Below are 23501 nucleotides of genomic sequence, written 5' to 3'. Positions count from 1 at the left end.
TGACGCAATGCGTAACGGAACGGTGCTGGTCACGGGCGGTGCGGGCTATATCGGCAGCCACGCGGTGCTCGCGCTGCTCGACGCGGGCTGGCCGGTGGTGGTGGTCGACAATCTCGTCACCGGCTTCGACTGGGCGGTCGATCCGCGCGCGAAGCTCGTGGTCGCCAATATCGAGGATTCGGAAACGGTGCGCGAGACGATGCGCGCGCACGATGTCGTCGCGGTGATGCACTTCGCCGGGTCGGTCGTGGTGCCCGAATCGGTGACCGACCCGCTCAAATATTATCGCAACAACACGGTCGCGAGCCGTTCGCTGATCGAAAGCGCGGTGGCGTGCGGCGTGCGGCACTTCATCTTCTCGTCGACGGCGGCGACCTATGGCATCCCCGATGCGATCCCGATCCGCGAGGATGCGCCCAAGTCGCCGATCAACCCCTATGGCATGTCGAAGCTGATGACCGAGATCATGCTGCGCGACGTCGCCGCGGCGCATCCGCTCAACTATTGCGCGCTGCGCTACTTCAACGTCGCCGGCGCCGATCCGCAGGGGCGCAGCGGTCAGTCGACCGCGGGGGCAACGCACCTCATCAAGGTCGCGGTCGAGGCGGCGACCGGCAAGCGCAGCCATGTCAGCGTGTTCGGGACCGATTTCGCGACGCCCGACGGCACCGGCGTGCGCGACTATATCCATGTCAGCGATCTCGCCGCGGCGCATGTCGATGCGCTCGACCTGCTGATCGCCGATCCGGGCACCAGCCACACGCTCAATTGCGGCTATGGGCGCGGCTTCTCGGTCCTCGAGGTGCTCGACGCCGTCGATCGCGTCACCAACATGAAGATCGACCGTCGGCTCGAGGGCCGGCGCGCGGGTGATCCCGACGCGCTGGTTGCCGATAACGGCGCGATCCTCGCCGCATTGCCGTGGCGGCCGCGTCACGACGATCTCGAAGGAATCGTGCGCGACGCATTGGCGTGGGAGCGCAAGCTCGCCGAACGCCAGGGCTGATCTCCGCCCCCTCCCGACGGGGGCGGCAGAAAGGGGGCACCCATGCGGGCGCCCCCTTTGCGTATCGAGCGCTTGCGTTCAGAGCTGGAAGCGCGCCGTCACGCGGATGTCGCGTCCTGCCAGCGGCGCATAGTCCTTGAGTACGCTCGTATGGCGGCGCGCCTCGACGTCGAACAGGTTGTTCGCCGAAAGAACCAGGCTGGTGTTCGACTGCGCGCCCCACGGCTTCCATGCGATCGAGGCATTGACCATCGTATAGGCATCGGTGCGCGTCTCGAACGCGGCGATCCGGCCCTGCGCGAAGTCATGCTCGATCTCGACTCGGCCGGTGAGCTGGTCCGACTGCGCCTCGAGCCCGCCCATCAGGCGCAGCGGCGGAATGCGCGGCACCGGGCCGCCGTCGACGATCTGCGCGTGGACATAGTCGGCCAGCCCGTCGGCGTTGATGCGGAACTCGCCCACCGTGCCCAGCACGACCGACCCTTCGATCTCGAAGCCGTAATAGCGTGCATTGGCCTGACGATATTCGAACACGGGCAGGTCGTCGCGCACCGCGCCCGTCGGCGTGTCATAGATATAGTCGTCGAACCAGGTGTAATAGCCTGCGGCCGACAGGTTCCAGCCCTGGCCGCTGCCCTTCAGCGTCGCCTCGACGCCCCACGATTTTTCCGACCGGAAGTCGGCGTTGCCGATCTCATAGGCCTGGGTGCCGGCATGCGGGCCGTTGGCGAACAGTTCCTCGGGCGTCGGCGCGCGTTCGCTGCGCGAAACATTGACGCCGAAGCGCAGCCCGGGCGCGAGCGCATAGCTGCCGCCCAGCGACGCCGAAAAGCTGTCGAAGCGTCGCTGGATGCGCGGATTGCCGATGTCGGCATCCGCCTGCGCGGTCAATTCGTTATGCTCGTACCGGCCCGCGGCCTCGGCGCGGAACGGCCCGAAATCGAGCGACTGGAGCGTGAACAGGCCGACGCGGTTGCTCGAATTCTTGGGCAGGAACTTCTCGTCGCCGACGACGTGCATGTCGCGCACCGACGCCTCGGCGCCGATCAGCCCGTCCCAGCCGCCGCGAACCTTCTGGACCAGTTCGAGCCGCCCCTCGAAACCCTGGTTGAAAAAGGTCGTGCCGACGGTGCCGTCCTCGGCGATCTCGCTGTGCTGGTAATCCGCAGCCGCGGCGCGCAGCCGGATCTTCTGCAGGAAGCCGCCGCCGACATCGACCTCGCCGCGCAGGTCGAAACGGTCCTGCTTGGCGTGCAGCCGGACGCGTTCGGCCTCGACCGCGGGATCGAGCGAATAGCGCACCGGCACGCCATAGAAGGTGTCGTAATGGCTCGCGGAAAAGCCCAGATTGCCGCCGTCGGTGATCAGCGCGGCGCCGCCGGCCACTTCCCAGTTCTCGGTCGCCGTATTGGGCAGCGTGCCCTTCAGGTCGGCCAGCGCGCGCGTCTCGGGGTCGGCGCTCGCCAGCGCCTGAGCGCGCAGCCCGCGGCTCAGCACATGGCCGCCGATGCCCAGATCGTCGGTCTTGGTGTAACTGCCGTCGGCATGGACGACGATCTTCCCGGCCAGCGGCACGTCGACCGCGCCGGAAACGGTACGTTCGTCGGCGGCGCTGCCATAGGTGGCGATCGCGTCGATGTGCACCGGTTCGGTGGGAACGTGGCGCGGGATGCGCGCGTCGATGACGTTGACGACGCCGCCGACCGACGACGGGGTGAACATCAGGGCGGCCGGCCCGCGCAGAACCTCGATTCGTTCGGCGGTCAGCGGGTTGATGATCGCGGCATGGTCGGCGGAGGTGTTCGAAACGTCGATGCTGCCGATCCCGTCGACGAGCAGCCGCGCCCGGTCGCCGGTGAAGCCGCGCAGGATCGGCCGCGACGCATTCGGACCGAACGAGGTGGCCGAAACGCCCGGCTGGCGCGCCAGCGTCTCGCCGATCGTCGAGCGCATCTCGCGCGTCAGTTCTTCCTTGGCGAGCACCGTCGTGCCGCCGAGCACGTCGACATTGGCGCGCGCGCGCGTGCCGGTGACGACGATTTCGGCATTGGGCGCGTCATGGTCCTGCGTCGCCGTCGCGCCGGCCGGCGCGGTCGTGTCGCTGCCGTCGGCAAACGCGGGCGGGGAGACGATGGCGGCAGAGGCAAGAAGCAGGAAACGCAGCATGGGCAATCCGTTAGATCGTGGGAGCTGCGTGGCGGTTAGACGGGATGATATAAAGTATCAAGCGCCAATCGGCCTCGATCGCGCATCGCCGGCAACGAAAATGGCGCATGTGGCTTTGCCGCATCGAAAAGGGAGCGGCCGCCGCCGTTCGGCTTCGGCTCGCTCCCTTGGCGATGGTTGCGGGGACATGGCCGTCCCCGCCGGTATCCGCTTACCAGTTCAGCCCGGCGCGGACATAGAGATAGCGCCCGCCGAAACCGAAGGGCGAGTAATAGGGGAACCCGACCACGCCGGTCGAATTGTTCGCCGCGATCGTCGCGTCGGGATAGACGTCGAACAGGTTGTTGACGCCCAGCGCGAACTGCGCCCCCTTTTGCGGGCTGTAACGGAACTCCAGATCGGTGATGACGTGCTTGCCGCTGTTGACGTCGGCCGCCGGGGTCGTACCCGGCTGGTTGACGTTGCCGTAATAGGTGGCGCGCGCGGTGACGCCCAGATCGCCCAGGCTCCAGTCGATCGTGCCGGTCAGCTTCTCGCCCGGCGTGCCTTCCTCCAGGCTCAGCACGCGGTTGCGCCCGAACAGCACCGGCGGGTTGGCCAGCGTCGCGGTCGAGTTGGGAACGTGCGTGATCACGGTCTCGTTGACGTTGCCGGCCAGCGTCAGGTCGAACTTGCCCGCCGCGGCGGTGGCGAAGCGGTAATGCGCCACCACGTCGATGCCGCGCGTGCGTGAGCGCAGCCCGTTGATGAAGAACCGCGCCTGCGGCACGCCCAGCGGGTCCAGGATCTTTGCCACCTCGGCGCTGAACGTGCGCGAGATGTTCTCGGAAAGCGCCAGCTGGTCGCGCAGCCGGATCTGATAGGCGTCGACCGTCAGGTCGAACCCGCCGCTGCGGATCACCGTGCCGAACGAAAGGTTGGTCGACTTCTCGGGCTCGAGCGGCTTGCCGCCCAGCGCCTTGGCCACCGGATCGACCGACGGGAAGGTACCCGTGGTGACCGGCACGCCGTTCTGCACGACCGACGCGACCGAGGTGAAATATTGCTGCTGCAGGCTCGGCGCGCGGAAGCCCGTCGACGCCGTGCCGCGCAGCGCGAACCAGGGCGTCACGTCGTAACGCAGCGACAGCTTGCCGGTCGCGGTGTCGCCGAAATCGGTATAATGCTCGCCGCGCGCCGCGACGCCGATCAACAGCGCGTCGGTCAGCTGCGCCTCGACGTCGATATAGCCGGAAATGTTCTTGCGGCTGCGCTCGATCGCATTGGCGGGCGAAAAGCCGCCAAAGCCCTGGGCGCCCGGCGTCTGGTTGAACACCGTCGCGCCTTCGGGATAGCCATAGGAGGCGCGCTCGCCCGCGGTGATCTTGTACCCCTCGCGCCGCGCCTCGACGCCGAAGGCGAGGTTGAGCGACCGGAACAGGTCGAACTTGCGCGACACGTCGAGACCCGCGACCCACTGGTCATAGATCACTGCGCCGTCATAGAAGTTGGTCGGCGACGCGCTGCCATAGGCATAGTTGGCCGAATTGAGCGTCCGGAAACTCACCTTGTTGCGGCCATAGGCGAGGTTGAGGTCGGTCGACCAGTCGCCGAACTCGCCCTTCAGCCCGATCGCGCCGTTGGCGTTGATCGACTTGGTGTTGATGATCGGCAGGAAGCCGTTGGGGTAGATCGCCCCCACGCCGCCCGCGGCTGCGGCGCTGGCAAGCCGCGGGAAGGCCGCACCCTTGCTGTCGCGGTCCTGATAGCCTGCCCAGCCATAGAGCTTGAGCGAATCGCTCAGGCTTTTGCCCGCGTTCACATACCCGCTATACTGCTCCAGCTCGGGATCGCCGAAACGGCCGGTCAGCGTGCCTGCGGGCGTGACGCGCGGGTCGAAATCGGCCCGGTTGGTCGGCTTGCGGTTCAGATACTCGCCGGAAACGGTGACATAGCCGTCGTCGCCGAAGCCGAAGCCCTGCCACGCCGACGCCGTCAGCGCGGGTTCGCCCGTCGTGTGGCGGCGCCCGCGCGCGGTGATGATGTCGGTATCGTAAAAGCCATAGGTCACCGACGCGCCGCCGCCTTCACGCGCCTCGCGCAGCCGCAGGTTGATGACGCCGGCGATCGCGTCGGAACCATATTGCGCCGACGCACCGTCGCGCAGCACCTCGATCCGGTCGAGCGCGACCGTCGGAATGGTGTTGAGGTCGACGGCCGAACTGCCGCGGCCCACCGACCCGTTGGTGTTGAGCTGGGCCGAGCTGTTGGCGCGGACGCCGTTGACGAGCACCAGCACCTGGTCGGGAGAAAGCCCGCGCAGCGTCGCCGGGCGGATTGCGTCGGTGGCGTCCGTCGCGGACGAACGCGGAAAGTCGATCGACGGCGCCACTGCAGCCAGCGCGCTGCCGAGTTCGGTCGTTCCCTGCTGGCGCAGCGCCGCGCCGCCGAGCACGTCGACCGGCGACGCGGTGTCGAGCCGCGAACGGCCCTGCGCGCGCGTGCCGGTGACGATGATGACGTCACCTTCGTTTGCCGCGGCGCCTGCCTGGCCCGAACGGGCCTCGCTCGCATTCTTGTCCCCGGCCGCGGCGGTCGCGTCCTGTGCCCATGCCGGTGCGGCGTGCACCAGCGCCAGCGTGGCGGCCGAAAGCAGCGTGGTCGTGCGGAATCGCATCGTTGGATTGCCCCTAATTCTGATTGTCCGGATCGGACTATAGGCTCGTCGCCGCGCGCGCTGGTTAGAAAATATATCGGCGGGCAAAGCCGCGTTGCGGGTTGCGAAAGCGCGCGAGGATCCCAGGCACGGCGTGGAACGTGATATAAAGAAATCTTTATATCAGGCTTGACGCGCTGCCGATGTGCCGCGATGCTGGCCGGGTCGAGGTTCTTCGGCCGGTCTCGCGCCGCGCCGAAGCGAAGACGGGAAGCCGGTGCGATTCCGGCGCTGCCCCCGCAACTGTAAGCGGTGAGCGGACGGTCGATACGTGTCACTGGAGGCGACTGCTTCCGGGAAGGCCAGACCGCCCGCGTCGACCCGCGAGCCAGGAGACCTGCCTCCGACGCGATAACGTCCACCGGCGGGGTGTCCGGGCTGGCCGCTTGCCTGTCGCGGCCGCCCGGCGTCCGCGCGCGCCTGCGTTCGGCCCGGTGTCCTGCCCTTCTTCGGGGTAGAAGAAACCGATGACCGTTTCGATTGCCACGCTCGGCTTCCCGCGCATGGGGCCGCGCCGTGAACTCAAATTCGCGCTTGAGGATTACTGGGCCGGTCGCTCGACCGAGGCCATGCTGGTCGAGGCGGCGGGTGCGCTGCGCACCGCCGGCTGGGCACGGCAGAAGCGGGCAGGGATCGACTGGCTGCCCTCGAACGACTTCTCGCTCTACGACCATGTGCTCGACATGAGCGTGATGCTCGGCGCGGTGCCGTCGCGCTATGGCGCGGCGCCGGGCGAGGCGGGGCTCGACACCTATTTCGCGATGGCGCGCGGCACCACCGGCGAGGCCGGGTGCACGCACGGCCATGCCAGCCATACCGCCTGCGAGATGACCAAGTGGTTCGACACCAACTACCACTTCACCGTCCCCGAACTCGCGCTCGGCGACCGGCTCGCGCTCAACCGGCTCAAGGTGGTCGAGGAATATCGCGAGGCGCGCGCACAGGGTTTCGAAACCCGCCCGGTACTGGTCGGGCCGGTAACCTGGCTCAGCCTCGCCAAGGGGCGCGGCGTCGATCCGTTCGACTATCTCGACGCGGTGCTCGGCCTCTATGTCGCGATCCTCGGCCAGCTCGGCCAGGCCGGCGCGCAGTGGGTGCAGATCGACGAGCCCGTGCTCGCCACCGATCTCACCGACGTTCAGCGCCGCGCCTTCACGCGCGCCTATGCCCGGCTCGCGCGCACCGGCGTGCGGCTGATGCTGACGACCTATTTCGGCGGGCTCGACGATAATCTGGGGCTGGCCGCGGCGCTTCCGGTCGCCGGGCTCCATGTCGATCTCGTGCGTGCGCCCGATCAGCTCGATGCGCTGCTGCGCGCCGCGCCGCGCGACTTGCTCCTCTCGCTCGGCGTGATCGACGGCCGCAACGTGTGGCGCGCCGATCTCGACGCCCTGCTCGACCGGCTCGAACCCGTCGCGGCAAGCCGCGACCTGGTGCTCGCGCCCTCCTGCTCGCTGCTCCATGTCCCGCTCGATCTCGCGCTCGAACGCAAGCTCGACCCCGAGGTGGCGCAATGGCTCGCCTTTGCGGTCCAGAAGCTCGACGAGCTGGCGATCCTCAAGCAGGCGCTCAACCATGGCCGTGACAGCGTGGCCGAACCGCTCGCCGCGGCGCGCCGGGCGGTTCAGAGCCGCGCACGATCCCCGCGCATCCACAACCCGGCGGTCGCTGCCCGGCTCGCGGCGGTGACGCCGGCGATGGTGCGCCGCGCCTCCGATCAGCCCGCGCGCGCCCGCGCCCAGGCGGCCGCGCTCGACCTCCCGCTCTTTCCCACCACGACGATCGGCTCCTTGCCCCAGACCGCCGAGGTCCGCCGCGCCCGCGCCGCACACAATCGCGGCGAACTCGACGATGCGGGCTATACCGCGTTCCTCCGCGACGAGACCCGGCGTGCGGTGCGCTGGCAACAGTCGGTCGGGCTCGACGTGCTGGTCCATGGCGAGTTCGAGCGCAACGACATGGTTCAGTATTTCGGCGAGCAACTCGACGGCTTTGCCTTCACCACGCACGGCTGGGTACAGAGCTATGGCTCGCGTTGCGTCCGCCCGCCGATCCTCTTCGGCGACGTGGCGCGCCCGCATGCGATGACGGTCGACTGGTGGCGTTATGCGCAGTCGCTTACCAAGCGTCCGATGAAGGGGATGCTCACCGGCCCGGTGACGATCCTCAACTGGTCGTTCGTCCGCGACGACCAGCCGCGCGCCGAAACCTGCCGCCAGATCGCGCTGGCGATCCGCGACGAGGTGCTCGACCTCGAGGCCGCCGGCGCGCGCATCGTCCAGATCGACGAGGCTGCGCTGCGCGAGGGGCTGCCGCTGCGCCGGCGCGACTGGCAGGGCTATCTCGACTGGGCGGTGGCAAGCTTCCGTCTCGCCGCCTCGGGCGTGGCCGACGCCACCCAGATCCACACGCATATGTGCTATTCGGAGTTCAACGACATCCTTCCCGCGATCGCGGCGATGGACGCCGACGTGATCTCGATCGAGACGGCGCGCTCGCAGATGGAGCTGCTCGAGGCCTTCGCCCTTTATCGCTATCCCGCGGCGATCGGCCCCGGCGTGTACGACATCCACACCCCGCGCGTCCCCGGGCGGTGGGAGATGGTCGCGCTGATGCGGCTGGCGCAGGAATATCTGCGGCCCGGCCAGCTCTGGGTGAACCCCGATTGCGGGCTCAAGACCCGCCGCTGGGAAGAGGTGCGCCCCGCGATCGAGGCGATGGTCGCCGCGGCGCGGACGCTGCGCGCCGAACAGATGGCCGAGGCCTGACATGCCGGCGGCACGGGGCCGCGCGCCTCGTGCCGCCCCGGCGTCGCAGGGCAATCGGCAGGGCAAGGGCAGCGAGAGGCGGAAAGGGGACGGTGGTGGGTCCGCCGGGATTCGAACCCGGGACCTCTCGATTAAAAGTCGCTTGCTCTACCGACTGAGCTACGGACCCACATCGTCGCCCCTACGCACGGCGGCGGCTCGGGTCAACCGGGTCCGGAGCTGGCGGACGCTCAGCCCGGTCAGCGGGTCGCGCCAGTCCGCGGCGATCGTCACCAGCGGGTCGAGGACGAAGCGGCGCGTCCGGAACAGCGCGTGCGGCACCACCAGTCCGGGGCCGGCCCAGGCCCCCTCGGACCACATCAGGATGTCGAGGTCGATCACGCGCGCGCTCCAGGGCTGGCCCCGGCGTCGCCCGAACGCGCGCTCGATTCGCTTCAGCGCCGCGAGCAGCGCCGGCGGCGTCAGCCCGGTGTCCAGAATGGCCGCGCCGTTGGCAAAGCGTCGCAGCGACGGCCCCACCGGCGCGGTGCGGATCACCGGGGCGACGCGACGCACGCTGCCCAGCGCCGCCAGCGCGTCGAGCGCTGCCGCCAGTTCGCGCTCGGGGCCGCCATGGCGTCCCCGCCGGTTCGATCCCAGCGCGATGGCATAGCTTGTCGTTCCCACGCGCGTCTGCCTATCCGGGGTGCATGTCCACGCCAAGCCCCCAGCCGAATCGCGATTGTCCGCGCTGTCCCCGCCTCGTCGCGCTGCGTGCGCAGTTGCGCGCGGCGCAGCCCGACTGGTGGAACGCGCCGGTTCCGCCCCATGGCGACGCCGATGCCTGGCTCGCGGTGGTCGGGCTCGCGCCCGGGCGGACGGGCGCCAACCGCACCGGGCTCGCCTTCACCGGCGATGAATCGGGCGCGATGCTCTTCGCCACGCTCGCGCGGACCGGGCTTGCCGACGAAGGCCGGCCGCACGGGGTGGTGATCCTCAACGCCGTCCGCTGCCTGCCGCCCGAAAACCGGCCGACGACCGCCGAAATCCATAGCTGCCGCGACTTCCTCGCCGCCGATGCGGCACGGCTGCCCGCGCGGATCTGGATCGCGCTGGGGGAGGTCGCGCACCAGTCGACCGTCAAGGCGCTGGGCGGAAAGCTGCCCAAGGCCCGCTTCGCGCACGGTGCCGAGCACCGCATGCCCGACGGGCGCGTGGTGCTCGATAGCTATCACTGCTCGCGCTACAACCAGAATACCGGCCGCATCACGCCCGCGATGCTCGACGCGGTGTTCGCCCGTGCGATCGCGCTGCGCGGCTGACCGCGCCGCGGCGGCTCAGATGTCCTGCACCAGCCGCCCGTAAAGCTCGGGCCGCCGGTCGCGGAAGAAGCCGAATGCGGCGCGGTGGCGCTTGATCCGGTCGAGGTCGAGCGTCGCGGTGATGACGCCGGTCTCGGTCCGGTCGAGCTCGGCCTGGATGTCGCCGCGCTCGTCGCAGATGAAGCTGGTGCCGTAAAAGGTCTGGCCATGCTCGGTGCCGACGCGGTTGGCGGCGATCACCGGCACGACGTTCGACACCGCATGGCCCACCATCGCGCGCCGCCACAGCCGGGCGGTGTCGAGGCTCTCGTCATGCGGCTCGTTGCCGATCGCGGTGGGATAAAAGAGCAGCTCGGCGCCCATCAGCATCATCGCGCGCGCGGTTTCGGGATACCACTGGTCCCAGCACACGCCGACGCCCAGCTTGGCGCCGGGGCCGTCCCACACCTTGAACCCGGTATTGCCGGGGCGGAAATAGAATTTCTCCTCATATCCCGGGCCGTCGGGGATATGGCTCTTGCGATAGACCCCGGCGACCTTGCCGTCGGGGCCGATCATCGCCAGGCTGTTGTAATGGTGCGGCCCGTCGGCCTCGAAAAAGCTGGTCGGGATATGGATGCCCAGCTCGGCGGCCAGCGCCTGCATCGCCCGCACCGCCTTGTGTTCGCCCACCGGCTTGGCGTTGGCGAACAGCCCCTCGTCCTCGACGCGGCAGAAATATTCGCCCTCGAACAGCTCGGGCGGCAGCACCACCTGCGCACCGCGGCCGGCGGCCTCGCGCACCAGTTCGGAAACCTGCGCGATATTGTGGTCGATGTCGTTGGTGAAGGGCAGCTGCAGCGCCGCGACGGTCACTTGGGTCATGGCGCCCATGTAATCGATGGCGGCGGCAAATCCACCCCCGTCGCGTCCGTGCCCCCGTCCCGGCGGACGCCGGAAACGGGGGCACGGGTCGGGATCAGCGCGCCGGAATCTGCTGGCTGATGCAGTGGAAGCTGCCGCCGCCGGTCAGGATATGGTCGGCGCGCAGTCCCGCGATCGTGCGGCCGGGGAACAGCGCCGCGAGCGCGGCCACCGCCGCCTCGTCCTGGTCGGTGCCGTACAGCGGCACGACCACCGCGGCGTTGCCGATATAGAAGTTCATGTAGCTGGCGGGGATCACCTCGCCTTCGTCGTTGAGCACGCGGCCGGGCGAGGGCAGGCGCGCCAGTTCGACGCCGAACGCCTGCGCGCGCGCGGCGGCATCCTGATAGATACGCCAGTTGGGGTCGTTCTCCGCCGCCTCGGGGATCAGCAGCCGGTTGGGGCCGATGAAGCGGGCGAGGTTGTCGACATGGCCGTCGGTATGGTCGTTCAACAGCCCGTCGCCCAGCCACAGCACGCGCGTCATCCCCAGGTCGGACGCCAGCCGCGCCTCGATCTCGGCGCGGGTCAGCGCGGGGTTGCGGTTGGGGTTCAACAGGCACTGCTCGGTCGTGACGACCAGCCCGGTGCCGTCGCCGTCGATCGCGCCGCCTTCCAGCACCCAGTCGTGCGCGGCGCAATCGAGCCCGCGGCTCGCCGCCAGCCGGGCGCCAATGTCGCCGTCGCCGGGCAGGTCGTATTTGCCGCCCCAGCCGTTGAAGCCGAAGTCGTGCGCGCGTCCCGCGGCGTCGAGGATCGGCGCGGTGTCGCGCAGCCAGATGTCGCCGAACGCCTCGACGACGACCTGCGCGAAATCGCCCGCCATCGCGGTGGCGGCGGCGCCCGCATCGGCGTCGGCGGCGACCAGGATCACCTGTTCGCCGCGCCCTTCGGCATGGACCGCGCGGGCAAAGGCGACGACTTCGGCGCGCGCCGGTTCCAGATCCTCGAGCCACAGCTCGCCATGGCTGGGAAAGCCGATCCAGACCGCATCATGCGGCGCCCATTCGGGGGGAGGGGTCAAAGTCATCCGCCGCCCTTACCACATCGTGTCGCGCGGAAAAGACCGGCCGGCGCGGCGCCCCCGGCGCGCCGCGGTCGCGCGTCAGTTGCCGCCGCGCGACTTGTCGCGGATCGCGCGGAATTCGGCATCCTTGTACCAGTTGGGCCACATCTGCCCTTCGGCGAGTGTCCGGCCGAGCCCGTAATAGATGCGCAGGTCCGACAGCGCGCCGTCCCAGTTCCACGCGGGATCATATTCGTCCTGCGGCTTGTGATAGCGGTTGGTGACATAGTCCTCGGCCGCCTTCGCGCCCGCCGCCTTGCCGCCGTTCACCAGGTCCTCGCCGCTCTCGCCATAGAGCATCGGCACGCCCAGCTTGGCGAAGCTGAAATGGTCCGACCGGTAATAGCTGCCCTTTTCCGGGCTCGGCTCGACGCCGATCACGCGGCCTTCGGCGGCGACGAACGGCTTCACCATGTCCTCGATCTCGGACTTGCCCGCGCCGACAAGGACGAAGTCCTTCGCCTTGCCGACGATGTTGAGCCCGTCCATGTTGACGCCGCCGACCGTCTTGGCGAGCGGATAGACCGGGTTCTCGGCATAATATTGCGAACCGATCAGCCCCTGTTCCTCGGCGGTGACCGCCAGGAACACCATGCTGCGCCTGGCCGGCCCGGCCTTGGCCTGTGCTTCGGCCAGCGCGATCAGCCCTGCGGTGCCCGTCGCATTGTCGACCGCGCCGTTGCAGATGCCGTCGCCCTTGACGGGCGTGCAGTGGCCCAGATGGTCCCAGTGCGCCGAATAGAGCACGACCTCGTCGGGGCGTTCGGTGCCGGGCAGGATGCCGACGACGTTCTTCGACGCCTGGCGCTTGATCCCCACGTCGAACCCGACGGATGCCTTGACCCCCAGCGGCACCGCGCGGAAGCCCGGCCGCTTGGCGGCGGCGGCGAGCGCGGCATAGTCCTTGCCGGCGCCCGCGAACAGCGCGCGGGCGGCGTCCTGCTGGATCCAGCCGATCACCTGCGACTGGTCGGCATGGTCGCCCGGCGTGTCCTGCTCCAGCTTCGGGCCGGTCCACGAGCTTTCCACCACGCCCCAGCCATAGGCGGCGGGCTCGGTGTCGTGGACGATGATCGCTGCGGCGGCGCCCTGGCGGGCCGCTTCCTCATATTTGTACGTCCAGCGGCCGTAATAGGTCATCGCGCGTCCGCCGAATGGTCCGTCGAGCGTCATCGTCTCCCAGTCGGGATCGTTGATGAGGATGACCACCGTCTTCCCCTTCACGTCGACGCCGGCATAGTCGTTCCAGCCGCGCTCGGGGGCGTTGATGCCGTAACCGACGAACACGACCTCGCTGTCCTTCAGGTCGATGCGCGGCGCGACGCGATAGGTGCCGAACACCGCCTGGCTGCCATAGGCGAGCGACAGCGGTGCCTTGCCGCCGGTGAAGACAAGCGGCGTCGGCTTGTTCACGGTCAGTTCGACCAGCGGGACATCCTGCACCCACTGGCCCCTGTTTCCGGGCTTGAGGCCCGCCTTCCGGAACCGCTCGATCAGATAGGCGATCGTCTTGTCCTCGCCCGCCGTCGTCGGCTTGCGGCCCTCGAAGGCGTCCGACGCCAGCGTCTGCGTCACCGTGCGCAACGTCTCGACGGGGATCTGCGGCGGCGTCGCGGTCTGGGCCCGCGTCGCGGCGGGAAGCACGGCGACCGCCGCTGCGGCGATCAGGCTGGTGCAGGTGAAAAGGGCAAACCGGCGCTGCGACATCATGGCTCCCTGGATTCTGTCTTGAACCCGCCAAGTCTTAGGCCCGTGGGCGCAAAGGTCCAGCAGGCGCGACGGGTGGATTCCGAACGGCCCTTGCGCGCGTCCGAACGACAGATAAGCTGGAAAGAACAGGGGGATTTCGATGGTCAACAGCATGATCTGGCCGTTTTTTGCGGCGTTTGTACTGCCATTGGACGCGCCGGCGCCCGATGATCTGGCCGCAAGGTTCGGCGCGCGCGAGTTCGTTGAGCAGATGCGTCTTTCGCCCGACGGCAATCGCGTCGCGATCATCGAGTCGGCGGAAGGCCGCGCCCAGGTGCTGGCGATCGGCGACTTGGTCGCCGGCGACGGGACCAGGATCATCCTCGCCGCCAACGGCAAGCCCGAACGACTCGCCGGATGTCGCTGGGTGAGCAACATCCGGCTGATCTGCGAGGTCTATCTGATCAACGATACCACCGATCATATGGCGGTGACGCGGCAGATCTCGATCGACGCCGAGGGCAAGGGCCTCAAGATGGTCGATGTCCGCCAAAGCCCCTATGCGCTTGGATTCATGCAGTTTGGCGGGTCGATCGTCGACTGGGGGCCGGAGGGGAAGGACGGCTCGGTGATGATGACGCGCCAGTTCGTTCCCGAACAGACGACCGGTCGGCTGACGGCCGAGACGCGCGAGGGGCTGGGAGTCGAGATCGTCGATGTGGCGACGCTCGAGCGCCGCGTCGTCGAGCAGCCAAACCGCGACGCGCGCGGATTCATCAGCGACGGGCATGGCGCCGTCCGCATCATGGCCACGCGCAACCGGAACGACGACGGCTACAGCAGCAATGTCGAGCGCTATTACTATCGCACGACCGACAGCCGCCAGTGGAAGCCGCTGAGCACCGTCACCAGCTTGCCCGACGGCCGCAGCGAAGGGTTCGAGCCGGTGGCGGTGGACCGCGATACCAATCGTGCGATCGGCTTCGAGAAGATCGAGGGGCGGCTGGCGCTCGTTGCGGTTTCGCTCGACGGGACGCTCACCCGCACCACGCTCGTTCGCCATCCCGACGTCGATGTCGATGGCCTTGTCCGCATCGGGCGCAGCCGGCGCGTGGTGGGCGCCAGCTTCGCCACCGATCGGCGCCAGGTCGAATTCTTCGATCCCGAACTGCGCAAACTGTCCGCCTCGCTCGGCCGCGCGCTGCCCAACAAGCCCATCGTGACCTTCGTCGATGCCAGCGCCGACGAGAGCAAGCTGCTCCTTCTTGCGGGAGGCGACAACGATCCGGGCACCTATTATCGCTACGACAAGGCCACGCGCCGGCTCGAGGAGATTCTTCCCGTGCGCCCGCCGCTCGCCAAGGTCGCGCTCGCCCATGTCGAGCCGGTGCGGTTTCCGGCCGCCGACGGCACGATGATCCCCGGCTATCTGACGCTCCCCGTGGGTAGCAGCGGCAAGGGTCTGCCCGCGATCGTGCTGCCGCATGGCGGGCCGGGCTCGCGCGACGAATGGGGCTTCGACTGGCTGTCGCAATATTTCGCCGCCCGGGGTTATGCGGTGCTTCAGCCCAATTTCCGCGGATCGACGGGCTATGGCGATTCCTGGTTCCAGAACAACGGCTTCCAGTCATGGAAAACCGCGATCGGCGACGTCAACGATGCCGGGCGCTGGCTCGTTGCCAAGGGCATCGCCCGCGCCGACCAGCTCGGCATCGTCGGCTGGTCCTATGGCGGTTATGCCGCGCTCCAGTCGAGCGTGCTCGATCCCGATCTGTTCAAGGCGATCGTTGCGGTGGCGCCCGTCACCGACCTGGAAACGTTGCGCGATGAGAGCCGCAACTTCACCAGCTTCCCGATGGTCGACCGCTTTATCGGTCATGGCGATCATGTTCGCGCGGGATCGCCCGCGCGGAATGCCGAACGCATCAAGGCGCCCGTGCTGCTCTTCCATGGCTCGGTCGACATCAATGTCGGCGTGGGTGAATCGCGGATGATGGCCGATCGGCTGAAGGCAGCGGGGCGTCGTGTCGAATATGTCGAGTTCAAGGGGCTCGATCACCAGCTCGCTGATGATGCCGCCCGTACCACCCTGCTGAGCCGCTCCGACGCCTTCCTGCGCGAAGCCATGTCGATCCGGCCCTGACAGAGCTTTTCCGATTGCCGTCGGCGGCGTCGCTGCCGGCGGCCTTGCGCTTCGGATCGAGGCAACGAAAAAGGGCGGCCCCGCAGGACCGCCCTCTTTTCGTTCCCGAAGGAAACCGTTCTTAGCGCGAGTAGAACTCGACGACCAGGTTCGGTTCCATCTTCACCGGATACGGAACCTCGTCGAGCGTCGGCACGCGGGTGAAGGTCACCTTGCCGTTGCCATCGGGAACCACATAGTCCGGCACGTCACGCTCGCTCAGCGCCTGCGCTTCGAGCACCAGCGCCATTTCCTTGGCCTTGCTGCCCAGCTCGACGGTCTGGCCCGGCTTGATGCGGCGCGAACCGATGTTGCACTTCTCGCCGTCGACACGGATGTGACCGTGGTTGACCAGCTGGCGCGCGGCGAAGATCGTCGGCGCGAACTTGGCGCGATAGACGATCATGTCGAGGCGCTGCTCAAGCAGACCGATCAGGTTCTGCGAGGTGTCGCCCTTCATGCGCGACGCATCGTCATAGGCCTTGCGGAACTGCTTCTCGGTGACGTCGCCGTAATAGCCCTTCAGCTTCTGCTTCGCGCGGAGCTGCAGGCCGAAGTCCGACATCTTGCCCTTGCGGCGCTGGCCGTGCTGGCCGGGACCGTATTCGCGCTTGTTCACCGGGGACTTGGGACGCCCCCAGATGTTTTCGCCCATGCGGCGATCGAGCTTATGCTTGGCGCTGGAGCGCTTCGACATCGTATTTCCTTACCAATTGCGTTGACGTTGACCCGGGCGGCAAGCCGTCCTGATCGCGATCCCGGTTTCGCCTGAGCCTTTCCTGGGAAAGTGCGCAGGGCAACCGCTTCACCGGGGTGCGGCGCCAATTGCGAAGGCGTGCGCCTAGCGGCAGGCTCTCGCCGAGTCAAGCTGTGGCGCGGCGCCGGGCTTTAGCCGGCGCGGTGACGCTTCTTGCCCTCGAGGGCCGAGAGCACGCCGCGCAGCGTGCGCAGCTCCTGGCTCGTCCAGCCGGGCTTGGTCAGCAGGCCGCGCAGCGTCCGTTTGGTCGCCGGGACACGGTCGGGCGGGAAGTAATAACCCGATTCATCCAGCATCGCGTCGAGCTGGCCGATCATGCCGTCGAGTTCTTCCTGCGGTGCCGGAGGGTCGAGCTCGACCGACGGCGGGCTTTCAAGTGCGACGTGCTTCGACCATTCATAGGCGACGAGGATCACCGCCTGCGCCAGGTTCAGTGATCCGAACTCGGGGTTGATCGGTACGGTCACGATCGTCCGGGCAAGCGCGACGTCGTCGGTCTCCAGGCCCGACCGCTCGGGTCCGAACAGGATCGCCGTCCGCCCGACCGCGGCGTGAACCTCGCGTGCTGCCACCTCGGGCGTGACCACGGGCTTGGTCACGCCGCGCTTGCGCACCGTCGTCGCATAGACATGCGCGCAATCGGCGACTGCGTCGGCGACGTTCTCGAAGAGCTGAGCCCTTTCGAGTACCAGATCGGCGCCGCTTGCGGCCGGACCCGCGGACGGATTCGGCCAGCCGTCGCGCGGGCTCACCAGCCGCATCTCGGTCAATCCGAAATTGAGCATGGCACGCGCCGCCTTGCCGATATTCTCACCCAGCTGCGGGCGGACGAGCACGATGACGGGGGGATTCAATTCTTGCCGACCTCGCTGACGTTACCGGCGAACTCCTCGAAGTCCTTCGCCTCGCGAAAATCCTTATACACGCTGGCAAAGCGGATATAGGCAACCGAATCGAGGCCCTTGAGCGCCTCCATCACCAGCTCGCCGATCCGCTGTGACGGCACTTCGCTGTCGCCTGCCGTCTCCAGCTGGCGCTGGATGCCGGATACCAGCCGTTCGATCTGCGCCGGCAGGATCGGGCGCTTGCGACATGCGGTCGACACCGATCGGACCAGCTTGTCGCGATCGAACGGCTCGCGCCGGTCGCCGCTCTTGACCACGGTCAGGTCGCGCAACTGGATGCGTTCGAAGGTCGTGAAGCGGGCTGCGCAGGCCTCGCATTGTCGCCGGCGCCGGATCGCCGCCCCATCCTCGGTGGGGCGGCTATCCTTCACCTGGCTCGCTTCATTGCCGCAGAAGGGGCAGCGCATCAGGCTTGGTTATAGATCGGGAAGCGTTCGCACAGCGCGCGGACGCGGGCCTTCACATCGGCCTCGACCGCGGCGTCGCCCGCCTCGCCCTTGTTCCGCAGCCCGTCGAGCACGTCGGCGACCATGTTGCCGATCTCGCGGAACTCGGCCGGGCCGAAGCCGCGGGTGGTGCCCGCTGGCGAGCCGACGCGGATGCCGCTGGTCTTCATCGGCGGCAGCGGATCGTTGGGGATGCCGTTCTTGTTGCAGGTGATCGCCGCGCGCTCCAGCGCCTCGTCGGCGTCCTTGCCGGTCACGCCCATCGGGGTGAGGTCGACCAGCGCGAGGTGCGTGTCGGTGCCGCCCGAGACGAGGTTCGCACCGCGCTCCTTGAGCGTCGCCGCCAGCACCTTGGCGTTCTCGACCACAGCTGCGGCATAGCTCTTGAACTCGGGGCGCAGCGCCTCGCCGAACGCAACCGCCTTGGCGGCGATCACGTGCATCAGCGGACCGCCCTGCAGCCCCGGGAACACCGCCGAGTTGATCTTCTTCGCGATCGCCTCGTCGTTCGTCATGATCATGCCGCCGCGCGGACCGCGCAGCGTCTTGTGCGTGGTGGTGGTGACGACATGCGCATGGCCGAACGGGGTCGGGTGCACGCCGCCGGCGACCAGGCCCGCGAAATGGGCCATGTCGACCATGAACAGCGCGCCCACTTCATCGGCAATCGCACGGAAGCGCGCGAAATCGATGTGGCGCGGATAGGCGGAGCCGCCGGCAATGATCAGGCTGGGCTTGTGTTCCTTGGCCAGCCGCTCGACCTGGTCGAAATCGATCAGATGATCGTCGGGCCGCACGCCGTACTGAACCGCGTTGAACCACTTGCCGCTCATCGCTGCGCGGGCGCCGTGGGTCAGGTGGCCGCCCGCATCGAGGCTGAGGCCGAGGATCGTATCGCCGGGCTTGGTCAGCGCGAGCATCACCGCGCCGTTCGCCTGCGCGCCCGAGTGCGGCTGGACATTGGCGAAACCGCAGCCGAACAACTGCTTGGCGCGATCGATCGCCAGCTGCTCGACCTCGTCCGACGGATGGCAGCCCTGATAATAGCGCTTGCCGGGATAGCCCTCGGCGTACTTGTTGGTGAAGACCGAACCCTGCGCCTCGAGCACCGCCTTCGAAACGATGTTCTCGCTGGCGATCAGTTCGATCTGATGCTGCTCGCGGTCGAGCTCGTGCGCGACGCCGGCGAACACTGCGGGGTCGACCTCGGCGAGCGATTTGGAAAAGAAGCCGTCGGGTTGCAGGCCTGCCGTTACGGGGTTGGTGCTCATGCGGGGCTCCTTTCGGGGTTGCTCAGCTTGTCGACGCGACGTTGGTGGCGGTCGCCCAGGAAGCTGGTTTCGAGGAAAGTGGAAATACAGGCCTTGGCCATTTCGATTCCGGTCAGCCGGGCGCCGAGCGCGATGACGTTGGCATCGTTATGCTGGCGCGCCAGGCTTGCCGAAAGCGGCTCGGAAACCAGCGCGCACCGCGCCGCCGGGTTGCGATTGACCGCGATGGAAATGCCGATCCCCGATCCGCAAAGCGCCACGCCAAAGCTGGCCGCACCCGATTCGATCGCGGCGGCGAGGCGATAGCCATAGTCGGGATAGTCGACGCTCTCGGGCCCGTGCGTGCCCAGATCGGCGACGTCGTGGCCGGCCTCACGCAACCAATCGGCGAGTTCTGCCTTCATGGCATAGGCGGCGTGGTCCGAGGCGATGGCGATGCGGTGCGACATGGCGCGCTCCCTACGCCGGTGCGCGTCCGCTGGCTAGACCATAGGGAGTCAATGATGTCGAAGTCGTTCTTTGTCCTGGTGCCTGCGCTTGCGCTGGGGCTTGCCGCCTGCTCGCCGGGGACCGAGGATCGCGTCGACAATTCGCTCGATCGCGCGGGAGATTCGCTCGAAAATGCTGCCGATCGGCTGAGCGATCGTATCGAAAACGGTGCCGATCGCGCGGGGCAGGCGCTTCGCGACGGCGCGGACAATGTGGGTAATGCCGTTTCGGACGGGCTCGATAACGCGGGCGACGCGATCGACAATCAGGCGCGCTAAACCTGATGCGGGCCGGCCCCGTGGTCGGCGAAGGGGGCGGGCTGGCGATCGGGCAAGCCAACCCCCGCGGATCTTTTGCAGGCGCTCGACCGCATTGCGGACACGGATCGGCAGGCGGCCGGGCGATTGGTCTGCGGGATGACCGCATTCTGTCACACCACCCTGCTAATAGTGTTATGACCCGATCTCATTTTGTTATAGGTCGGGCTTGCACGGCCCGCTCGGGCCGTCCGGCCAGGAGTGGGGAATGCGTTCAGTTGCCAAGGCGCCTAGGAACGGCGCGGTGCGGGGGGCGGTGCATCGGCATGACCGTCTGACAAAGCAGGGAATGCTCGAACGAGCTTTCACTTTCGCCTTTCGCGGGCTGGTCTATGCCCAGATCTGGGAAGACCCCGAAATCGACATGGAGGCGTTGGCGATCACGCCCGATAGCCATGTCGTCACCATCGCTTCGGGCGGGTGCAACGTCTTTTCCTATCTGACCGCCAATCCGCGCGCGATCACCGCGGTCGACCTCAATCCTGCGCACATCGCGCTCAACCGGCTCAAGCGCGAGGCGGCGTTGCGCCTTCCGGGGCATGCGAGCTTCCGCACCTTCTTCGGCGATGCCGACCGGCGCGACAATCTGGTTGCCTATCGCGACTATCTCCGCCCGTGGCTCGATGCCGACACCCGCGCCTATTGGGATTCCCGCGACTGGCGCGGGCGGCGTCGGATTAGCGGTTTTGCCCGGGGTTTCTATCGCGAGGGTCTGCTCGGCGGCTTGATCGGCATCGGCCATTTTCTCGCGCGCTGTTACGCCATCGACCCGCGGGCGATCCTGGCGGCGCGTTCGATCGAGGAGCAGCGCCAGATCTATGCCGAACGATACGCGCCCTTTTTCCAGAAGCGGCTGTTGCGGTGGCTGGTCGATCAGCCGGCGACGCTGTTCGGCTTCGGCATTCCGCCGGCACAATATGATCTGCTCAAGGCGGACGATCCCGTGGGCGGTATCACCGGCGCGCTTGAAAGCCGCCTGCGCAAGCTCGCCTGCGATTTCGATATCCGCGACAACTATTATGCGTGGCAGGCATTCGGGCGCGGTTATGCCAAGGGGCCGGACGCGCCGTTGCCCACCTATCTTCAGGCAAGTCATTACGACGCGGTCCACAGCCGCGCGGATCGCGTCGAGATCCGGCACCAGAACATGGTCGACTATCTCGAATCGATGCCGGCCCAGTCGCTCGACCGGTTCATTCTGCTCGATGCGCAGGACTGGATGACCGACGCGCAGTTGACCCGGCTCTGGGCGGCGATCACGCGTACTGCCGCGCCCGGCGCGCGCGTTCTTTATCGCACAGCAGCCACCCCCGACGTCGTCGCGGGCCATGTGCCGGCGGCGATCCTCGACCAATGGGACTATGCGCCGCGCGAACTGCGCGACGACTGGACCCGTCGGGACCGGTCGGCGGTGTATGGCGCGGTCCACCTCTGGACATTGAAGCCGCACGCATGACGCGGGGCGTGCAGATCGAGGGCGTCGCCGCCGATCAGAAAGGGCTGATGGACGCGACCTATGCGCTCCATCGCCATTTCTATGACCTGACGCGCAAATTTTACCTGTTGGGGCGCGATCGGCTGATTCGCGAGCTCGCGCCCCCGCCGGGCGGCAATGTGGTCGAGATCGGTTGCGGCACCGCGCGCAACCTGATCGTCGCGGCACGGCAATGGCCGAACGCACGCTTCCATGGCTTCGACATCAGCGAGGCGATGCTCGATACGGCGCACAGATCGGTGGCGAAGCGCGGGCTGGGCGGTCGGATCGCGCTGGCGCAGGGTGATGCCGGGCGCTTCGACCTGTCGGCGATGTTCGGGCTCGATCGGGTCGACCGCGTTTTCATGAGCTACACGCTGTCGATGATCCCGCCCTGGATCGCCGCCATCGAGCAGGGCGCCGCGGCGCTCGCGCCGGGGGGAAGCCTCCACATCGTCGATTTCGGACAATATGAGCGGCTTCCTGCTTTCGCGCGGCGGCTCCATTTCAAGTCGCTCAACGACTTTCACGTCTACCCCCGCGCCGATCTGCCGCAGGTGCTCGATCGGATCGCGGCGGCACACGGGCTCGCGACGACGTTTACGCCGCTCTATCGCGGCTATGCCTGGCGGGCGGTGCTGCGGCGACCGTCCTGATTTCTGCCCGATCGTCCGCGACGCACATGAAAAGGGGGAGCAATCGCTCCCCCTTTTTGGATCGTTCGGTGATGCTCAGGCGGCGCGGCGCAGTTCCAGCCGGCCCCAGATTTCGACCAGCGCGTCGACCAGCTCGCGCATCATTTCCTCGGTGTGCGACGGTCCCGGCGTGAAGCGCAGTCGCTCCTTGCCGCGCGGCACGGTCGGGAAATTGATCGGCTGGACGTACATGCCGTATTCGGCAAGCAGGATGTCACTGATCTTCTTGGCCTTCACCGGGTCGCCGACCATCAGCGGGACGATGTGCGTGGTCGATGCCATCACCGGCAGTCCGGCCTCGGCCATCAGCCGCTTGAGCATCGCCGCTGCGGCCTGCTGGCCCTCACGTTCGACCGACGACTGCTTGAGGTGGCGCACGCTTGCCAGTACGCCCGCAACCAGAACCGGTGACAGCGACGTCGTGAAGATGAAGCCGGGCGCATAGCTGCGGATCACGTCGATGATCATCTGGTCGGCGGCGATATAGCCGCCCATCACGCCGAACGCCTTGCCCAGCGTGCCTTCGATGATCGTCAGCCGGTGCGCGACCTCGTCGCGTTCCGAAATGCCGCCGCCGCGCGCGCCGTACATGCCGACGGCATGGACCTCGTCCAGATAGGTCAGCGCGTTGTACTTGTCGGCCAGGTCACAGATCTCGGCGATCGGCGCGATGTCGGCGTCCATCGAATAGACGCTCTCGAACGCGATCAGCTTCGGGACCGACGGATCGTCGGCGGCCAGCAGTTCTTCCAGATGCGCGAGGTCGTTATGACGCCACACGCGCTTTTCGCAGCCCGAATTGCGGATGCCCGCGATCATCGACGCGTGGTTCAGTTCGTCGGAATAGATAATGCAGCCGGGCATCACCTTGGCGAGCGTCGACAGCGTCGCCTCGTTCGAGACATAGCCCGAGGTGAAGAGCAGCGCGCCTTCCTTGCCATGCAGGTCGGCGAGTTCGTGTTCCAGTTCGATATGGTAATGCGTGTTGCCGCCGATGTTGCGGGTGCCGCCCGATCCGGCGCCGACGTCATGGAGGGCCTCTTCCATCGCGGCGATGACCTTGGGGTGCTGCCCCATGGCCAGATAGTCGTTCGAACACCAGACGGTGATCGGCTTCGGACCGTTATGTCCAGCGAAGCATCGCGCGTTCGGGAACATGCCCTTGTTGCGCAGAATGTCGATGAACACGCGGTATCGGCCTTCGGCGTGCAGCCGGTCGATCGCTTGGCTGAACACCCGCGAGTAATCAACGGCGGGCGACGGGCTGTCGATGGTACGCATGGATGTTTCTCCTACGCCTGAATTGCCCGCGTTTCCAGCATCCGCCTCTAAGCAATTATCCCAATAACCGCACCGGTTCCTTGGGGCAGG

19 protein-coding genes, 1 tRNA gene and 1 riboswitch are annotated in these 23501 nt (G+C 67.5%); of the genes, 7 read left to right on the top strand and 13 right to left on the bottom strand.

What is annotated here, in order from left to right; genetic code table 11:
• Positions 1–7 precede the first annotated feature (7 nt).
• Positions 8–1006, top strand: a complete 999-nt coding sequence (gene galE, locus ACT3CF_RS12015; protein ID WP_478423058.1) for a UDP-glucose 4-epimerase GalE — start codon at positions 8–10, stop codon at positions 1004–1006.
• Positions 1007–1084: 78 nt separating this feature from the next.
• Here galE and ACT3CF_RS12010 read toward each other — a convergent pair whose 3' ends face one another.
• Entirely contained in the window at positions 1085–3172 is a 2088-nt protein-coding gene (locus ACT3CF_RS12010) for a TonB-dependent receptor (RefSeq protein ID WP_478423056.1), read from the bottom strand.
• A 211-nt stretch (positions 3173–3383) separates the two neighbouring features.
• Positions 3384–5828 carry a TonB-dependent receptor plug domain-containing protein gene (locus tag ACT3CF_RS12005; protein ID WP_478423055.1) on the bottom strand — a complete coding sequence of 815 codons (2445 nt, stop codon included), beginning with the start codon at positions 5826–5828 and terminating at the stop codon, positions 3384–3386.
• Positions 5829–6018: 190 nt separating this feature from the next.
• Positions 6019–6227, top strand: a riboswitch (cobalamin riboswitch).
• A 107-nt stretch (positions 6228–6334) separates the two neighbouring features.
• On the opposite strand from ACT3CF_RS12005, the gene metE reads away from it, so the two are divergent.
• Positions 6335–8635, top strand: coding sequence for a 5-methyltetrahydropteroyltriglutamate--homocysteine S-methyltransferase (gene metE / locus ACT3CF_RS12000; RefSeq protein WP_478423053.1), 2301 nt, complete (start codon positions 6335–6337; stop codon positions 8633–8635).
• Positions 8636–8728: 93 nt separating this feature from the next.
• On the opposite strand, the gene ACT3CF_RS11995 is transcribed toward metE, so the two are convergent.
• Both ACT3CF_RS11995 and folK read right to left on the bottom strand, forming a co-directional pair.
• Positions 8729–8804 (bottom strand) — tRNA-Lys (locus ACT3CF_RS11995).
• Positions 8795–9301, bottom strand: coding sequence for a 2-amino-4-hydroxy-6-hydroxymethyldihydropteridine diphosphokinase (gene folK / locus ACT3CF_RS11990; protein ID WP_478423051.1), 507 nt, complete (start codon positions 9299–9301; stop codon positions 8795–8797). The genes ACT3CF_RS11995 and folK overlap by 10 nt, the downstream gene beginning before the upstream one ends.
• Before the next feature lie 23 nt (positions 9302–9324).
• Here folK and ACT3CF_RS11985 point away from each other — a divergent pair, with 23 nt between their 5' ends.
• Positions 9325–9936, top strand: coding sequence for a uracil-DNA glycosylase (locus tag ACT3CF_RS11985; protein WP_478423049.1), 612 nt, complete (start codon positions 9325–9327; stop codon positions 9934–9936).
• A gap of 15 nt (positions 9937–9951) precedes the next feature.
• On the opposite strand, the gene aguB is transcribed toward ACT3CF_RS11985, so the two are convergent.
• From aguB to ACT3CF_RS11970, 3 genes are all read right to left on the bottom strand, one after another.
• Positions 9952–10800, bottom strand: coding sequence for an N-carbamoylputrescine amidase (gene aguB / locus ACT3CF_RS11980; protein ID WP_478423047.1), 849 nt, complete (start codon positions 10798–10800; stop codon positions 9952–9954).
• Between the two features lie 94 nt (positions 10801–10894).
• A complete protein-coding gene (locus ACT3CF_RS11975) occupies positions 10895–11869 on the bottom strand; it encodes an agmatine deiminase family protein (protein ID WP_478423045.1) in 975 nt (324 codons plus the stop codon).
• A gap of 75 nt (positions 11870–11944) precedes the next feature.
• On the bottom strand, positions 11945–13612 hold the full coding sequence (locus ACT3CF_RS11970) for a M28 family metallopeptidase (RefSeq protein WP_478423043.1): 1668 nt from the start codon (positions 13610–13612) through the stop codon (positions 11945–11947).
• A gap of 253 nt (positions 13613–13865) precedes the next feature.
• On the opposite strand from ACT3CF_RS11970, the gene ACT3CF_RS11965 reads away from it, so the two are divergent.
• Positions 13866–15737: an alpha/beta hydrolase family protein gene (locus ACT3CF_RS11965; RefSeq protein WP_478423041.1), complete on the top strand. Its 1872-nt coding sequence runs from the start codon at positions 13866–13868 to the stop codon at positions 15735–15737.
• Positions 15738–15858: 121 nt separating this feature from the next.
• Here the strand turns inward: ACT3CF_RS11965 and rpsD are convergent, their stop codons facing one another.
• From rpsD to rpiB, 5 genes are all read right to left on the bottom strand, one after another.
• Positions 15859–16473: a 30S ribosomal protein S4 gene (rpsD, locus tag ACT3CF_RS11960; protein WP_478423040.1), complete on the bottom strand. Its 615-nt coding sequence runs from the start codon at positions 16471–16473 to the stop codon at positions 15859–15861.
• Positions 16474–16664: 191 nt separating this feature from the next.
• A complete protein-coding gene (locus ACT3CF_RS11955; protein ID WP_478423038.1) occupies positions 16665–17387 on the bottom strand; it encodes an RNA methyltransferase in 723 nt (240 codons plus the stop codon).
• Positions 17384–17845: a transcriptional regulator NrdR gene (gene nrdR, locus ACT3CF_RS11950; RefSeq protein WP_478423036.1), complete on the bottom strand. Its 462-nt coding sequence runs from the start codon at positions 17843–17845 to the stop codon at positions 17384–17386. The genes ACT3CF_RS11955 and nrdR overlap by 4 nt, the downstream gene beginning before the upstream one ends.
• Positions 17845–19155, bottom strand: a complete 1311-nt coding sequence (gene glyA / locus ACT3CF_RS11945; RefSeq protein WP_478423035.1) for a serine hydroxymethyltransferase — start codon at positions 19153–19155, stop codon at positions 17845–17847. Before glyA ends, nrdR begins: the two co-directional genes overlap by 1 nt.
• Positions 19152–19604: a ribose 5-phosphate isomerase B gene (gene rpiB / locus ACT3CF_RS11940; RefSeq protein WP_478423033.1), complete on the bottom strand. Its 453-nt coding sequence runs from the start codon at positions 19602–19604 to the stop codon at positions 19152–19154. Before rpiB ends, glyA begins: the two co-directional genes overlap by 4 nt.
• A 54-nt stretch (positions 19605–19658) precedes the next feature.
• Here rpiB and ACT3CF_RS11935 point away from each other — a divergent pair, with 54 nt between their 5' ends.
• The 3 genes from ACT3CF_RS11935 (at position 19659) to ACT3CF_RS11925 (ending at position 22091) form a co-directional block, all read left to right on the top strand.
• A complete protein-coding gene (locus ACT3CF_RS11935; protein ID WP_478423031.1) occupies positions 19659–19922 on the top strand; it encodes a hypothetical protein in 264 nt (87 codons plus the stop codon).
• Between the two features lie 247 nt (positions 19923–20169).
• Entirely contained in the window at positions 20170–21417 is a 1248-nt protein-coding gene (locus ACT3CF_RS11930) for a BtaA family protein (protein ID WP_478423030.1), read from the top strand.
• Positions 21414–22091, top strand: a complete 678-nt coding sequence (locus tag ACT3CF_RS11925) for a class I SAM-dependent methyltransferase (protein WP_478423028.1) — start codon at positions 21414–21416, stop codon at positions 22089–22091. Before ACT3CF_RS11930 ends, ACT3CF_RS11925 begins: the two co-directional genes overlap by 4 nt.
• 75 nt (positions 22092–22166) lie before the next feature.
• Here the strand turns inward: ACT3CF_RS11925 and hemA are convergent, their stop codons facing one another.
• Positions 22167–23411, bottom strand: a complete 1245-nt coding sequence (hemA, locus tag ACT3CF_RS11920; RefSeq protein ID WP_478423026.1) for a 5-aminolevulinate synthase — start codon at positions 23409–23411, stop codon at positions 22167–22169.
• Between the last annotated feature and the right edge of the window lie 90 nt (positions 23412–23501).

This window comes from Sphingomonas chlorellae (assembly GCF_056485145.1).
The sequence above is the reverse complement of the archived record's forward strand: the minus strand, read 5'-3'. Positions and strand labels throughout refer to the sequence as shown.

Coding starts and splice junctions, on each gene's coding strand:
- galE (WP_478423058.1), top strand. CDS start 8: ATGCGTAACGGAACGGTGCTGGTCACGGGCGGTGCGGGCTATATCGGC.
- ACT3CF_RS12010 (WP_478423056.1), bottom strand. CDS start 3,172: ATGCTGCGTTTCCTGCTTCTTGCCTCTGCCGCCATCGTCTCCCCGCCC.
- ACT3CF_RS12005 (WP_478423055.1), bottom strand. CDS start 5,828: ATGCGATTCCGCACGACCACGCTGCTTTCGGCCGCCACGCTGGCGCTG.
- metE (WP_478423053.1), top strand. CDS start 6,335: ATGACCGTTTCGATTGCCACGCTCGGCTTCCCGCGCATGGGGCCGCGC.
- ACT3CF_RS11985 (WP_478423049.1), top strand. CDS start 9,325: ATGTCCACGCCAAGCCCCCAGCCGAATCGCGATTGTCCGCGCTGTCCC.
- aguB (WP_478423047.1), bottom strand. CDS start 10,800: ATGACCCAAGTGACCGTCGCGGCGCTGCAGCTGCCCTTCACCAACGAC.
- ACT3CF_RS11975 (WP_478423045.1), bottom strand. CDS start 11,869: ATGACTTTGACCCCTCCCCCCGAATGGGCGCCGCATGATGCGGTCTGG.
- ACT3CF_RS11970 (WP_478423043.1), bottom strand. CDS start 13,612: ATGTCGCAGCGCCGGTTTGCCCTTTTCACCTGCACCAGCCTGATCGCC.
- ACT3CF_RS11965 (WP_478423041.1), top strand. CDS start 13,866: ATGCGTCTTTCGCCCGACGGCAATCGCGTCGCGATCATCGAGTCGGCG.
- rpsD (WP_478423040.1), bottom strand. CDS start 16,473: ATGTCGAAGCGCTCCAGCGCCAAGCATAAGCTCGATCGCCGCATGGGC.
- nrdR (WP_478423036.1), bottom strand. CDS start 17,845: ATGCGCTGCCCCTTCTGCGGCAATGAAGCGAGCCAGGTGAAGGATAGC.
- glyA (WP_478423035.1), bottom strand. CDS start 19,155: ATGAGCACCAACCCCGTAACGGCAGGCCTGCAACCCGACGGCTTCTTT.
- rpiB (WP_478423033.1), bottom strand. CDS start 19,604: ATGTCGCACCGCATCGCCATCGCCTCGGACCACGCCGCCTATGCCATG.
- ACT3CF_RS11935 (WP_478423031.1), top strand. CDS start 19,659: ATGTCGAAGTCGTTCTTTGTCCTGGTGCCTGCGCTTGCGCTGGGGCTT.
- ACT3CF_RS11930 (WP_478423030.1), top strand. CDS start 20,170: ATGCGTTCAGTTGCCAAGGCGCCTAGGAACGGCGCGGTGCGGGGGGCG.
- ACT3CF_RS11925 (WP_478423028.1), top strand. CDS start 21,414: ATGACGCGGGGCGTGCAGATCGAGGGCGTCGCCGCCGATCAGAAAGGG.
- hemA (WP_478423026.1), bottom strand. CDS start 23,411: ATGCGTACCATCGACAGCCCGTCGCCCGCCGTTGATTACTCGCGGGTG.